Here is a 12,692-nt window from a genome sequence, read left to right on the forward strand (position 1 = left end):
CGATGGCCGCCGCACTGTTTATTCCCGAGCTGGGCCATCTGGCGATGATCCTCGCGCTGTGTTTTGCACTGGTCCAAGCGCTGGTGCCGATGCTCGGCGCGTGGCGCGGCGACCGCTTGTGGATGAGCCTGGCGCAACCGGCGGCGTGGGGCCAGTTTGCCTTTCTGCTGTTTGCCTTTGGCTGCCTGACCTACGCGTTCATGACCGACGATTTCTCGGTCGGCTACGTGGCGATGAACTCCAACAGCGCGCTGCCGTGGTACTACAAATTCAGCGCAGTGTGGGGCGCCCACGAAGGTTCGCTGCTGCTGTGGGCGTTGATCCTCGGCGGCTGGACCTTCGCCGTGTCGGTGTTCTCCCGGCAGTTGCCGCAAGTCATGCTCGCCCGCGTCCTGGCCGTGATGGGCATGATCAGCACCGGTTTCCTGCTGTTTCTGATTCTCACATCGAACCCGTTCTCGCGGATCCTGCCGCAGATTCCGGCGGACGGTCGCGACCTCAACCCGTTGCTGCAAGACATTGGCCTGATCGTGCATCCGCCGATGCTGTACATGGGCTACGTCGGTTTCTCGGTAGCGTTCGCGTTCGCTATCGCCGCGCTGCTCGGCGGGCGTCTCGATGCGGCGTGGGCGCGCTGGTCGCGGCCATGGACCATCGTCGCCTGGGCCTTCCTCGGCATCGGCATCACCCTCGGGTCGTGGTGGGCGTATTACGAACTCGGCTGGGGCGGCTGGTGGTTCTGGGACCCGGTGGAAAACGCCTCGTTCATGCCGTGGCTGGTCGGCACCGCGTTGATTCACTCGCTGGCCGTTACCGAAAAGCGTGGCGTGTTCAAGAGCTGGACGGTGTTGCTGGCGATCGCCGCGTTCTCGTTGAGCCTGCTCGGCACGTTCCTCGTACGCTCGGGCGTGCTGACTTCGGTGCATGCCTTCGCTTCGGATCCCGAGCGCGGCGTGTTCATCCTGATTTTCCTGCTGTTCGTGGTGGGCGGTTCACTGACGCTGTTTGCGCTGCGTGCGCCGGTGGTGAAAAGTCAGGTTGGCTTCAACCTGTGGTCGCGGGAAACCTTGCTGCTGGGCAACAACCTGGTACTGGTCGTGGCCGCGTCGATGATCCTCCTTGGCACCTTGTATCCGCTGATTCTTGATGCCATCAGCGGCGCCAAGCTGTCGGTCGGCCCGCCATACTTCAACGCGTTGTTCATTCCGTTGATGGCGTTGCTGATGCTGGTCATGGCGATCGGTGTAATCGTGCGCTGGAAGGACACGCCGGTGAAATGGCTGGTGAGCATGCTCACTCCGGTGCTGCTCGGCAGCGTCGCATTGGCCGTGGTGGCCGGCGTGGCGTACGGCGATTTCAACTGGGCAGTGATCGCGACGTTCCTGCTGGCGGCGTGGGTGTTACTCGCCGGCGTGCGCGATCTGTTCGACAAGACCCGGCACAAAGGCCTGATCAAAGGTTTGCCGACGCTGACCCGCAGTTATTGGGGCATGCAGATCGCCCACCTCGGCATCGCCGTGTGCGCGTTGGGCGTGGTGTTGTCGAGCCAGAACAGTGCCGAGCGCGACCTGCGTCTGGCGCCGGGCGAGTCGATGGATCTGGCCGGCTATCAGTTCGTCTTCGAAGGCGCCAAGCATTTCGAGGGGCCGAATTTTACCTCCGACAAAGGCACCATCCGCGTCATTCGCGACGGCAAGGAAATCAGCGTGCTGCATCCGGAAAAACGTCTGTACACCGTGCAGAACTCGGTGATGACCGAAGCCGGCATCGATGCCGGTTTCACCCGCGATCTCTACGTCGCCCTCGGCGAGCCGCTGGATAACGGCGCCTGGGCCGTGCGCGTACACGTCAAACCGTTCGTGCGCTGGATCTGGTTCGGCGGCTTGCTCACCGGATTGGGTGGTTTGCTGGCGGCGCTGGATCGGCGTTATCGGGTCAAGGTGAAAAGCAAAGTGCGCGAAGCGCTGGGCATGACGGGAGCGGCGGCATGAGGCGTTGGTTGATGTTGTTGCCGCTGGCGATATTTCTGCTGGTGGCGGTGTTTCTTTATCGTGGGCTGTATCTGGATCCGGCGGAGCTGCCGTCGGCGATGATCGACAAGCCGTTCCCGGAGTTTTCCCTGCCGAGTGTGCAGGGTGACAAGACGCTGACCAAGGCCGACATTCTCGGCAAACCGGCGCTGGTCAATGTCTGGGGCACCTGGTGCATCTCCTGCCGCGTCGAGCACCCGGTGCTGAACAAACTCGCCGAGCGCGGCGTGGTGATCTACGGCATCAACTACAAGGACACCAATGCCGACGCCTTGAAGTGGCTGGCCGAGTTTCACAATCCGTATGCGCTGGATATTCGTGACGACGAGGGTTCGCTGGGCTTGAATCTTGGTGTCTACGGCGCGCCGGAAACTTTCTTCATCGACGCCAAAGGCATCATCCGCGACAAGTTCGTCGGGGTGATCGACGAGCAGGTCTGGCGCGAAAAACTCGCGGCCAAGTATCAGGCGCTGGTCGATGAGGCCAAGCCATGAAGCGTTTTCTCGCAGCGGTGGTGCTGGGTTTGAGCCTGGCCGGTGTCGCCCACGCGGCCATCGACACCTACGAATTTGCCAACGAGGGCGACCGCGAGCGTTTCCGCGAACTGACCAAGGAACTGCGCTGCCCCAAATGCCAGAACCAGGACATCGCCGACTCCAACGCACCGATTGCCGCCGACCTGCGCAAAGAGATTTTCCGCATGCTCGGCGAGGGCAAGGACAATCAGCAGATCATCGACTTCATGGTCGATCGCTACGGTGATTTCGTCCGCTACAAACCGGCGCTCAATGCCAAGACCGCGCTGCTGTGGTTCGGCCCGGCCGGGCTGCTGCTCGGTGGATTCGTGGTGATCGCGCTGATCGTGCGCAGGCGTCGCGGGCAACGCGCCGAAACGCCGTCATCGCTGTCTGCCGAAGAACGTCAGCGCCTCGACCAACTGTTGGATAAAAACCAAGAATGATTGATTTCTGGCTCGCCGCAGGGCTGTTGCTTCTGGTCGCCCTGAGTTTTCTGCTGATCCCGGTACTGCGCGAACGCCGCGCCCAGCGGGAAGAAGATCGCACCGCGTTGAACGTCGCGCTGTACCAGGAACGGGTGGCCGAGCTGCAAGCGCAGCAGGCCGAGGGCGTGCTCGACGCCGCGCAACTGGACAGCGGCCGCGCGGAAGCTGCGCGTGAACTGCTCGCCGACACCGAAGGCGCCGCCGCGCCGCGTGTCTCGCGCCTGGGTAAACCGTTGCCGCTGCTGGCCGCTGTGCTGGTACCGGTGCTGGGCCTCGGTCTGTACCTGCATTTCGGCGCCGCCGACAAGGTCGAACTGACCCGCGAATTCGCTCAGGCACCGCAGTCGATGGAAGAGATGACCCAGCGTCTGGAACGTGCGGTGGCCGCACAACCGGATTCCGCCGAAGGTCTGTATTTCCTCGGTCGTACCTACATGGCTCAAGACCGCCCGGCAGACGCGGCGAAGATGTTCGAACGCGCCGCCAACCTCGCCGGTCGCCAGCCGGAGTTGCTCGGCCAGTGGGCGCAGGCGCAGTATTTTGCCGACGGTAAAAAGTGGTCGGAGCAGATTCAGAAACTGACCGACGAAGCGCTGAAGGCCGATCCGAAGGAAGTTACCAGCCTCGGCCTGCTCGGCATCGCCGCGTTCGAAGGCGAGCGTTATCAGGAGGCCATCGACTACTGGAATCGCCTGCTCGCGCAACTGCCGCCGGATGACAACTCTCGCGCTGCGCTGCAAGGCGGCATCGAGCGTGCCGCCGAACGCCTGAAAGCCAGCGGTGGCAAGGTTGCCGAGGCTCCGGTGCCGAAAGCTGCATTGCTGACAGTCAGCGTGGATCTGGCCAGCGACCTCAAGAGCAAGGTGCAACCGGGCGACAGCGTGTTCATCTTCGCCCGCGCCACTTCTGGCCCACCGGCGCCGCTGGCGGCCAAACGCCTGACCGTGGCTGACCTGCCGGTGACCGTCGAACTGGGCGATGCCGATGCAATGATGCCGCAGTTGAAACTGTCCAACTTCCCTGAAGTCCAACTGGTTGCGCGCATCTCACGAGCCGGTCAACCGACTGCCGGTGAGTGGATCGGTCGCAGCGGCCCAGTGGCCAGCAGCACCACCGCGCCACAAAAACTGACTATCGACAGCCCGGACAAGTAACCGGACCCAACAGGAAAGCACCGCCATGCACACCATCGCCCGCATCACAGTCCTCACACTGGCCCTGGGCTTGAGTGCATGTGCGGTACAACGCCCGGAACCGACCACCAGCCTGCCGCCGATCCCGCCGTCCCAGCCAAGTCCAACTCCGTCGACCTCGCCAAGCCCCGGCAAGAGCATCCCGGCCAAACCCGCCAAGCCCGTGCCACGTACCTCGGCCAGCTTCGCCCCGCCACCGGGCGGCAACAGCCACTGGGACCAGAAACTCGGCGTCTACGTGCTCGACGACCAGACCAACACCTTCTACCGCCAGCGCACCTACTACCGCTGGAACAACGGCTGGAGCCGCTCGGTCAGCCCCAACGGCCCGTGGGAAGACACCAACATCCACGGCGTCCCGCCGGGGTTGGGCAAGAAGTTCGGGCAGTAAGAGAAACGGCGATCTTGGGATCGCCGTTTTTTTTGCCGTTTGAATCACACCTTGTAAAACAACCAACCGTCACCCCGTCCCATTCTGCGCTTGAGTAAAGATAACTCTAGAGTTACTTTTAATGGGCCAGGCCAAGGAGGCGGTTGGTGCAGAGCAGGCTATTGATGAAGGAGCTGGAGGAGGCGGGCTGGACGCTGGATCGGGTTGCGGGCAGTCATCACATCTTCACTCATCGTTACAACCCGAACACGATTGCCGTCCCGCATCCGAAAAAGGATTTACCGCTGGGGACAATCAAAAGCATTCGGCGGCGCGCGGGGTTTCAGCCCGCCAACCCGTCATGAAGGAGATCCGTAATGCAATATCCCATCTGCATCGAGTGGGGTGACGAGAACACTGCCATCGGCATTCAGATCCCCGATATTCCCGGCGCAGTCACGGCCGGGGACAGCTTTGAGGAGGCCTACAACGCGGCCGTGGAAGTGGCTCACCTCATGCTGCAGGAGATCGCGGCGGCCGGTCAGGCGATTCCGATGCCGACCTCGGCAGCGGCGCATCGCAATCGTCCGGATTTTGCCGAGATGGGCTGGGGCATGCTGGAGCTGGATATCTCGCCGTACCTGGGCAAGACCGAAAAGGTCAACGTTACGCTGCCCGGCTATGTGATTCAGCGTATTGATCGCTATGTACGCGAGCATAACGTCAAAAGCCGCTCTTCGTTTCTGGCGGATGCGGCGATGGAGAAACTGGTTCGGTATTGAAGGTACGTCCAATTGTGGGAGCGAGCCTGCTCGCGAAAGCGGTGTGTCAGTCGGTGCAAACATGATCTGAACTGACGCCTTCGCGAGCAGGCTCGCTCCCCCACTAGTTTTGTGCATTGCAGTGATTCGAAGGTCACCCAAAACCTGTGGGAGCGAGCTTGCTCGCGAAGCTTTTGAAGCCTTAAGCCGTGGCCAATGAAGCGCGTCGTGAAACACTCAGAAACCGCACCAACGCCAACAACGGAAACACGCTACCAACAATCACGATCCACAACCAGCCGCCATGCTCGTACACCGCGCTGGCCACCGAGGAGCCGAAAGCGCCGCCGATAAAGATGCTGGTCATGTACAGCGCGTTCAAACGGCCACGACTTTTCGCGTCCAGCGAGTACACCGCGCGTTGGCCGAGGACCATGTTCATCTGCACGCAGAAGTCCAGCACCACGCCGGTCACGGCCAGGCCGATGACGCTGTAGGCCGGGTGAATGAAGGCGGGGAGAAAGCTCAGGCTGGCGAAGAGCATGGCCAGCAGCGAGGCGATGCGTGTGTGACCGGCATCGGCGAGGCGGCCGCTGATTGGCGCGGCGATGGCACCGATGGCGCCCACCAGAGCGAAGATCGCGATTTCGCTTTGCGACAGGCCATGGTTGCGCGCCAGTTCCAGTGGCACGGCGGTCCAGAACAGGCTGAACGTGGCAAACATGCAACCCTGGTAAAACGCCCGCTGACGCAGCACCGGTTGCTGGCGCAGCAGTGTCCACAGCGAGCCGATCAATTGGCCATAAGTTGCGCTGTGATCCGGCTGGCGCTTGGGCACGGTCAGCGCCAGCACCACGCTGATTGCCGCCATCAACGCTGCGGCGATCATGAACATGGCGCGCCAGCCGAGGTGATCGGCGACCACACTCGACACCGGTCGCGCCAACAGAATGCCCAGCAGCAAACCGCCCATGATCCCGCCCACCACGCGACCACGGGACTCTTCCGGCGCCAGATGCGCGGCCAGCGGAATCAGGATCTGCACTGACACCGAGCTGAACCCGACCAGAAGCGAGATCAGCAGAAATACGTTCGGCTGCTCGGTAAACGCTGCGCCAAGCAGACTGGCAATCGCCACGACCGTGGTGATGATCATCAGCCGCCGGTTCTCCAGCAGATCCCCCAGCGGCACCAGAAAGAACAGGCCCAACGCATAGCCGATCTGCGTCAGCGAGACGATGAAACTGGCCATGGTGTCGGAGAGGCCGATGTCCGGCGCGATCAGGCCAATAATCGGTTGTGCGTAGTAGATGTTGGCAACGATGGCGCCGCAGCAGAACGCGAACAGCAGGACCATGCCTCGGGTCATTGCGTGAGGAGTGGTGGTCATAGGGGATCTCGGGTCGGGCACAGGAAAGGGCTGAGGCTAATGGACAACCTGGACTGGCAGAAGACGTTTTCGGATGATAACTGTTATTACGCCGTGTAATGACCAGTATTCCCACGCAACAAAAAGGCGACCCGGTGGGTCGCCTTTTGATTTTTCAGATCAAGCCTTACTGCCCGCTGTAAATCTGATCAAACACGCCACCATCATTGAAGTGGGTTTTCTGCACCGTGCGCCAGTCACCAAACGTCTTCTCCACCGAAAGGAAATCGACTCTCGGGAAACGGTCGGTGTACTTCGCCAGCACCGCCGGGTCACGCGGGCGCAGGTAGTTGGCCGCCGCAATTTCCTGTCCTTCCGGCGACCACAGGTACTTCAGATACTCGTCAGCCGCAGCGCGCGAGCCTTTTTTGTCGACGACTTTGTCGACCACCGAAACCGGTGGCTCGGCTTCGGCGGAGACGCTTGGATAAATCACTTCGAACTGATCGCGGCCGAACTCGCGAGCGATCATTTCCGCTTCGTTTTCAAAGGTCACCAGCACGTCGCCGATCTGGTTGGTCATGAACGTGGTGGTAGCGGCGCGGCCACCGGTGTCGAGTACCGGCGCCTGCTTGAACAGCTTGCCGACGAAGTCCTTGGCCTTGTTCTCGTCACCACCGTTTTTCAGCACATAGCCCCAGGCTGACAGGTAGGTGTAGCGGCCGTTACCCGAGGTTTTCGGGTTCGGCACAATCACCTGTACGCCGTCCTTGAGCAGATCGGGCCAGTCTTTCAAGGCTTTCGGGTTGCCCTTGCGGACGATGAACACCGTGGCCGAGGTAAACGGTGCGCTGTTGTTCGGCAGGCGCGTGACCCAGTTGTCCGGGACCAGTTTGCCGTTGTCGGCGAGGGCGTTGATGTCGGTGGCCATGTTCATGGTGATGACGTCAGCCGGCAGGCCGTCGATCACCGAACGCGCCTGCTTGCTCGAGCCGCCGAAGGACATCTGCACGGTGATGTTTTCGTTGTGCTCGGCTTGCCAGTGCTTCTGGAACGCAGTGTTGTAGTCCTTGTAGAAATCGCGCATCACGTCGTAGGAAACGTTGAGCAGCGTCGGTGCTGCCTGAGCGATGTTGGCCAAGGCCAGGCCGGCGGCGAGAAGTGAGGCGCCAAAGAGTTTTTTCACTGCGCATTCCTTGTTCTGTGGGGGTGTTGTGTCAAAAGTGAGGCGATTTGCCAGCGACTATAGCGGGCCACGCATAGTCGCTTAAAGATTAAAAAGCTCTGTGCTTATTCCACTTTCTTGAACAGCTGACTGCCGCAGCGCGAACAGAACGCTGCGCTCTGCTCGTGGGTCTTTTTCTGGCAGCCCGGGCAGTCATGTTGCAGCTGCTCGCCGCGCATCGCGTTGGCCAGCTCTGCGGTAAAAATCCCCGTGGGCACGGCGATGATCGAGTAACCGGTGATCATCACCAGCGAGGAAATCACCTGGCCCAGCGGCGTCTTCGGCACGATGTCGCCGAAGCCCACAGTGGTCAAGGTCACGATCGCCCAATAGATGCCTTTGGGAATGCTGGTGAAGCCATGTTCCGGGCCTTCGATCACGTACATCAGCGTGCCGAACACCGTCACCAGCGTGCACACGCTGACCAGAAACACGACGATTTTCTGCTTGCTGCCACGCAGCGCCGACATCAAATAGTTGGCTTGCTTGAGATACGGGCTGAGCTTGAGCACACGGAAAATCCGCAGCATCCGAATGATGCGGATGATCAGCAGATACTGCGCATCGCTGTAATACAGCGCGAGGATGCCCGGCACGATCGCCAGCAGATCCACCAGGCCATAAAAGCTGAAGGCATAGCGCAGCGGCTTGGGCGAGCAGTACAGACGCAGGATGTATTCGCCGAGGAAAATCGCCGTGAAGCCCCACTCGATATAGGCCAGAACATCGGCGTAATTACGGTGAATGCTGTCGATACTGTCGAGCATCACGATCACCAGGCTGGCGAGGATGATCACCAGCAGGATGCCGTCGAAGCGACGCCCGGCCGGGGTGTCGCTCTGGAAGATCATGACGTAAAGCCGTTCGCGCCAATTGTTGCTGCTGTCCATGGATAACGCCTGAATCGAAGATCAGCGCAGCCTAGGGTGATTCTCCTCGTGAGCGCAAGACTCATGCGCAAGCGACGCTTTGCCAAGCATTTGAATACCGGCACGAATCAACCAGCAGGCGAGGATGAACGGCGCGGTCAGCGTCGCCAATCCAAGGGCGGCAAACAGCGGCGTCACCAGCAGTGCCAGGACAATTGCCAGCAGCGGCAGCCACGGATGTTGCCGTTGAGCGCTGAAGGCGAGGGCGGCGAGTACGGCGTTGTAGCCACCGAGTCCGAGCAGTGCGGCGGACGTTTCGTGGTGCAGCAGACTCGAGCCGAGGCCGATCGCCGACGCCAGCAGCGCCCAGCAGAACGCGCGGCGATCGGCGAGCAGCAAACCGCTGACGATCAACGCCCCGGCCAATGGATGGTCGAGGAACATCACCTGGCCGAATCCGCGCAGTTCAGCGGCCAGCAGATTCGTCGTGTTCAGGTCGACCGATGCCGCCGGTGTGGACGGCTCGGCGAACACCAGCAGCACCCAGCTGAGCGCCACGAACGGCGAGGTATACGCCGGTATGGCGCGACTGCGGTACACGTGTTTGAGCCATTGCTGAGTGAGCATCGCACTCAAGCCGCCCGCTGCAAGAATCAACGGCGGCAGCAGTGGCGACCAAGGGAAATACAGGCTCAGCAGCAGGCCGAGCAGCACGCCGTTGTAGCTGAACAACCCGGCCTGGCGATCGGCCTTGGCGTAGTTGCGCCGCTGCGCGGTGAGCAGACCGGCAACGCCACCGAGCAGCGCCCCGGCGAACAGTACCGGCGCGGTCAGCAGAATCGCCAACAGACACAGCAGGCCGCACAGCGGATGGCGCTGAAAGAAAATCTGACTGAAACCGTTGAGCAAAGCCTCGGCCCAGTCGGGGCAGTGGGTGTTGAAGTGATTGGCAGGCATGTTGAGAAAATCTGGGCAGTTGGAACATCAAAAGGTCTTGCAAGTGACTGTGGCGAGGGGATTTAGCGAAACGTCGCACCGCCCCGTTCGGCTGCGCAGCAGTCGTCGCTTTTGAGGGTGTGACGGTTTCCACAGAGAAACCGCATTCTCCGATGGGGGGCCGCTTCGCAGCCCAACGGGGATAAATCCCCTCGCCACAAGGTTATGCACCCACTTTTAGGGTGGGTCAGATCAACGTCTCGATGCGCAGCGAATTGGTCGACCCCGGCTGCCCGAACGGCACGCCAGCGGTGATCAGCAGCGTGTCGCCACGCTCGGCCATGCCTTGCGCCTGAGCAATCTCCAGTGCCGTCGAGCAGACTTCGTCGACCTGCCGCAGGCGATCGTTGACCACCGAATGAATGCCCCACGCCACGCTCAAGCGCCGCGCGGTTTGCAGGTTCGGCGTCAGATTGAGGATCGGTGCTTTCGGCCGTTCCCGGGATGCGCGCAACGTCGAGGCGCCGGACTCGCTGTAATTGACCAGCACCGCCACCGGCAGCACGTTGCTGATCCGGCGGATCGCACAGCTGATCGCATCGGAAACCGTCGCCTCGGCTTTCGGTCGACTGACGTCGAGCTGGGTCTGATAATCCGGGCCGTTCTCAACCTGACGGATGATCTTGCTCATCATCTGCACGGCTTCCAGCGGGTACTCACCGGACGCGGTTTCCGCCGAGAGCATCACCGCATCGGCGCCTTCGGCCACGGCGTTGGCGACGTCAGTCACCTCGGCACGGGTTGGGGCAGGGGAGAAACGCATCGACTCGAGCATCTGCGTCGCCACCACCACCGGTTTGCCCAGCGCACGGCAGGTGGTGATGATGTTTTTCTGAATCTGCGGCACGCTTTCCGCCGGCACTTCAACACCCAGATCCCCGCGAGCGACCATGATGGCGTCGCTCAACTCAGCAATCTCACGCAGTTGCTCGACCGCCGAAGGCTTCTCGATTTTCGCCATCAGAAACGCCTTGTCGCCGATCAATGCGCGGGCTTCGACAATGTCCTGCGGGCGCTGTACGAACGACAGCGCGACCCAGTCCACACCCAATTCCAGGCCGAAGCTCAGATCGCGGCGATCCTTGGCGGTCAGCGGGCTCAGGTCGAGCACCGCTTGCGGCACGTTCACACCTTTGCGATCAGACAGTTCGCCGCCGTTGAGCACGCTGGTGTCGATCGCATCGTTGTACTTGGTGACCACGCGCAGGCGCAGCTTGCCGTCGTCGAGCAGCAGATCCATGCCGGCTTCCAGCGCGGCAATGATCTCTGGATGCGGCAGGTTGACCCGGCGTTCATCGCCCGGTGTCGTATCAAGATCCAAGCGGAACGCCTGACCGCGATGCAGCTGCACCTTGCCATCAGCGAACTTGCCCACACGCAGTTTCGGCCCCTGCAGATCCATCAGAATGCCGAGCGGGTAGTTGAGCTGACGCTCGACTTCGCGGATCCACTGATAGCGCTTGGCGTGGTCGGCGTGATCGCCGTGGCTGAAGTTCAGGCGGAAAATGTTGACCCCGGCTTCGACCAGCTCGCGGATGTCGTCGATACCGTCGACCGCAGGGCCGAGGGTGGCGAGGATTTTGACCTTTTTATCAGGCGTCATGATTTGCAGTTCTCAAGGATCAGAATGGCGCGGAAGTCGTTGACGTTAGTGCGGGTCGGCTCGGTGACGATCAGCGCATCGAGCGCCTGGAAGTAGCCGTAGCCGTTGTTGTTATCCAGCTCGTCGCTGGCGCTCAGACCCAGTGCGGCGGCGCGGGCGTAGCTGTCCGGGGTCATGATCGCGCCGGCGTTGTCTTCCGAGCCGTCGATGCCATCGGTGTCGCCGGCCAGCGCGTAGACGCCGGGCTGGCCCTTGAGGCTGTCGGTCAGGCTGAGGAGGAATTCGGCGTTGCGTCCGCCACGGCCATTGCCGCGCACGGTTACCGTGGTTTCACCGCCGGAGAGAATCACGCACGGCGCCGCCAGTGGCTGGCCGTGATTGATGATCTGTCGGGCGATGCCGGCGTGGACTTTCGCCACTTCACGGGATTCGCCTTCGAGGTCGCCGAGAATCAAGGTGCTGAAACCGGCCTGCCGGCATTTCACCGCCGCCGCGTCCAGCGATTGCTGCGGGCGGGCGATCAACTGGAAATGACTGCGCGCCAGGCTTGGGTCGCCGGGTTTGACCGTTTCCGATTCCGGACTTTGCAGCCAGGTACGCACGGAGGCGGGAATGTCGATGCCGTAGCGCTTGATGATCGCCAGCGCCTCGGCCGAAGTGCTCGGATCGGCCACGGTCGGGCCGGAGGCAATGACGGTGGCGAGGTCGCCGGGCACATCGGAAATCGCGTAGGTATAAACCGTCGCCGGCCAGCAGGCCTTGCCGAGGCGGCCACCCTTGATCGCCGAGAGGTGCTTGCGCACGCAGTTCATCTCGCCGATGGTCGCGCCGGATTTGAGCAGGGCTTTGTTGATCGCCTGCTTGTCGGCGAGGGTGATGCCTTCGGCCGGCAGGGCGAGCAGGGCAGAGCCGCCGCCGGAGAGCAGGAAGATCACGCGGTCGTCTTCAGTCAGGTTGCTGACCAGTTCCAGCACACGTTTGGCCACGGCCAGACCGGCGGCGTCCGGCACCGGGTGCGCGGCTTCGACCACCTCGATTTTTTCGCACGGAGCGCCGTGGCCGTAGCGGGTCACCACCAGGCCGGTGACTTCACCCTCCCAGCAGCGCTCGACCACTTGCGCCATGGCAGCAGCGGCTTTGCCGGCGCCGATGACGATCACCCGACCCGTGCGATCAGCAGGCAAATGGGCTTCGAGGACTTGGTTCGGATGGGCCGCGTCGATGGCTGTGGCAAACAGCTCGCGCAGCAGTTGTTGCGGATCGACCGACATGG

12 protein-coding genes and 1 pseudogene are annotated in these 12,692 nt (G+C 61.8%); 7 read left to right on the forward strand and 6 right to left on the reverse strand.

What is annotated here, in order from left to right:
* The first annotated feature begins 2 nt into the window (after nucleotides 1-2).
* The 7 genes and pseudogenes from AAEZ10_RS22595 to AAEZ10_RS22625 all read left to right on the forward strand — a co-directional run bounded on the left by AAEZ10_RS22595 (nucleotide 3) and on the right by AAEZ10_RS22625 (nucleotide 5,378).
* Nucleotides 3-1,991: a heme lyase CcmF/NrfE family subunit gene (locus tag AAEZ10_RS22595; protein WP_258605559.1), complete on the forward strand. Its 1,989-nt coding sequence runs from the start codon at nucleotides 3-5 to the stop codon at nucleotides 1,989-1,991.
* Nucleotides 1,988-2,524 carry a DsbE family thiol:disulfide interchange protein gene (locus AAEZ10_RS22600; protein ID WP_024012128.1) on the forward strand — a complete coding sequence of 179 codons (537 nt, stop codon included), beginning with the start codon at nucleotides 1,988-1,990 and terminating at the stop codon, nucleotides 2,522-2,524. Before AAEZ10_RS22595 ends, AAEZ10_RS22600 begins: the two co-directional genes overlap by 4 nt.
* Nucleotides 2,521-2,991: a cytochrome c-type biogenesis protein gene (locus AAEZ10_RS22605; protein WP_122747440.1), complete on the forward strand. Its 471-nt coding sequence runs from the start codon at nucleotides 2,521-2,523 to the stop codon at nucleotides 2,989-2,991. The genes AAEZ10_RS22600 and AAEZ10_RS22605 overlap by 4 nt, the downstream gene beginning before the upstream one ends.
* Entirely contained in the window at nucleotides 2,988-4,187 is a 1,200-nt protein-coding gene (gene ccmI, locus AAEZ10_RS22610) for a c-type cytochrome biogenesis protein CcmI (RefSeq protein ID WP_273528580.1), read from the forward strand. The genes AAEZ10_RS22605 and ccmI overlap by 4 nt, the downstream gene beginning before the upstream one ends.
* A 25-nt stretch (nucleotides 4,188-4,212) precedes the next feature.
* Nucleotides 4,213-4,617 carry a hypothetical protein gene (locus AAEZ10_RS22615; RefSeq protein WP_016771039.1) on the forward strand — a complete coding sequence of 135 codons (405 nt, stop codon included), beginning with the start codon at nucleotides 4,213-4,215 and terminating at the stop codon, nucleotides 4,615-4,617.
* 146 nt (nucleotides 4,618-4,763) lie between these two features.
* Nucleotides 4,764-4,974: pseudogene (locus AAEZ10_RS22620) on the forward strand (type II toxin-antitoxin system HicA family toxin).
* Nucleotides 4,974-5,378, forward strand: a complete 405-nt coding sequence (locus tag AAEZ10_RS22625) for a type II toxin-antitoxin system HicB family antitoxin (protein ID WP_130930092.1) — start codon at nucleotides 4,974-4,976, stop codon at nucleotides 5,376-5,378. The pseudogene AAEZ10_RS22620 and the gene AAEZ10_RS22625 overlap by 1 nt, the downstream one beginning before the upstream one ends.
* A gap of 181 nt (nucleotides 5,379-5,559) precedes the next feature.
* On the opposite strand, the gene AAEZ10_RS22630 is transcribed toward AAEZ10_RS22625, so the two are convergent.
* From AAEZ10_RS22630 to AAEZ10_RS22655, 6 genes are all read right to left on the reverse strand, one after another.
* A complete protein-coding gene (locus tag AAEZ10_RS22630; RefSeq protein WP_110645084.1) occupies nucleotides 5,560-6,747 on the reverse strand; it encodes an MFS transporter in 1,188 nt (395 codons plus the stop codon).
* Nucleotides 6,748-6,913: 166 nt separating this feature from the next.
* Nucleotides 6,914-7,912, reverse strand: coding sequence for a sulfate ABC transporter substrate-binding protein (locus AAEZ10_RS22635; RefSeq protein ID WP_122602247.1), 999 nt, complete (start codon nucleotides 7,910-7,912; stop codon nucleotides 6,914-6,916).
* Between the two features lie 104 nt (nucleotides 7,913-8,016).
* A complete protein-coding gene (locus tag AAEZ10_RS22640) occupies nucleotides 8,017-8,841 on the reverse strand; it encodes an ion transporter (protein ID WP_016771032.1) in 825 nt (274 codons plus the stop codon).
* A 21-nt stretch (nucleotides 8,842-8,862) separates the two neighbouring features.
* Nucleotides 8,863-9,777 carry an urea transporter gene (locus AAEZ10_RS22645; RefSeq protein WP_073472726.1) on the reverse strand — a complete coding sequence of 305 codons (915 nt, stop codon included), beginning with the start codon at nucleotides 9,775-9,777 and terminating at the stop codon, nucleotides 8,863-8,865.
* Nucleotides 9,778-10,003: 226 nt separating this feature from the next.
* Nucleotides 10,004-11,419, reverse strand: a complete 1,416-nt coding sequence (pyk, locus tag AAEZ10_RS22650) for a pyruvate kinase (protein ID WP_252885578.1) — start codon at nucleotides 11,417-11,419, stop codon at nucleotides 10,004-10,006.
* Nucleotides 11,416-12,690, reverse strand: a complete 1,275-nt coding sequence (locus AAEZ10_RS22655; protein ID WP_122698940.1) for a glycerate kinase type-2 family protein — start codon at nucleotides 12,688-12,690, stop codon at nucleotides 11,416-11,418. Before AAEZ10_RS22655 ends, pyk begins: the two co-directional genes overlap by 4 nt.
* Nucleotides 12,691-12,692: the final 2 nt, after the last annotated feature.

It is taken from the genome of Pseudomonas sp. H26/SER47-MNA-CIBAN-0231 (assembly GCF_040310465.1).
Taxonomy (GTDB): Bacteria; Pseudomonadota; Gammaproteobacteria; order Pseudomonadales; family Pseudomonadaceae; genus Aquipseudomonas; species Aquipseudomonas atacamensis.

Bases quoted from the DNA above. Each gene is read 5' to 3' on its own strand.
- AAEZ10_RS22595 (WP_258605559.1), top strand. From the start codon at position 3: ATGGCCGCCGCACTGTTTATTCCCGAGCTGGGCCATCTGGCGATGATC.
- AAEZ10_RS22600 (WP_024012128.1), top strand. From the start codon at position 1,988: ATGAGGCGTTGGTTGATGTTGTTGCCGCTGGCGATATTTCTGCTGGTG.
- AAEZ10_RS22605 (WP_122747440.1), top strand. From the start codon at position 2,521: ATGAAGCGTTTTCTCGCAGCGGTGGTGCTGGGTTTGAGCCTGGCCGGT.
- ccmI (WP_273528580.1), top strand. From the start codon at position 2,988: ATGATTGATTTCTGGCTCGCCGCAGGGCTGTTGCTTCTGGTCGCCCTG.
- AAEZ10_RS22615 (WP_016771039.1), top strand. From the start codon at position 4,213: ATGCACACCATCGCCCGCATCACAGTCCTCACACTGGCCCTGGGCTTG.
- AAEZ10_RS22625 (WP_130930092.1), top strand. From the start codon at position 4,974: ATGCAATATCCCATCTGCATCGAGTGGGGTGACGAGAACACTGCCATC.
- AAEZ10_RS22630 (WP_110645084.1), bottom strand. From the start codon at position 6,747: ATGACCACCACTCCTCACGCAATGACCCGAGGCATGGTCCTGCTGTTC.
- AAEZ10_RS22640 (WP_016771032.1), bottom strand. From the start codon at position 8,841: ATGGACAGCAGCAACAATTGGCGCGAACGGCTTTACGTCATGATCTTC.
- AAEZ10_RS22645 (WP_073472726.1), bottom strand. From the start codon at position 9,777: ATGCCTGCCAATCACTTCAACACCCACTGCCCCGACTGGGCCGAGGCT.
- pyk (WP_252885578.1), bottom strand. From the start codon at position 11,419: ATGACGCCTGATAAAAAGGTCAAAATCCTCGCCACCCTCGGCCCTGCG.
- AAEZ10_RS22655 (WP_122698940.1), bottom strand. From the start codon at position 12,690: ATGTCGGTCGATCCGCAACAACTGCTGCGCGAGCTGTTTGCCACAGCC.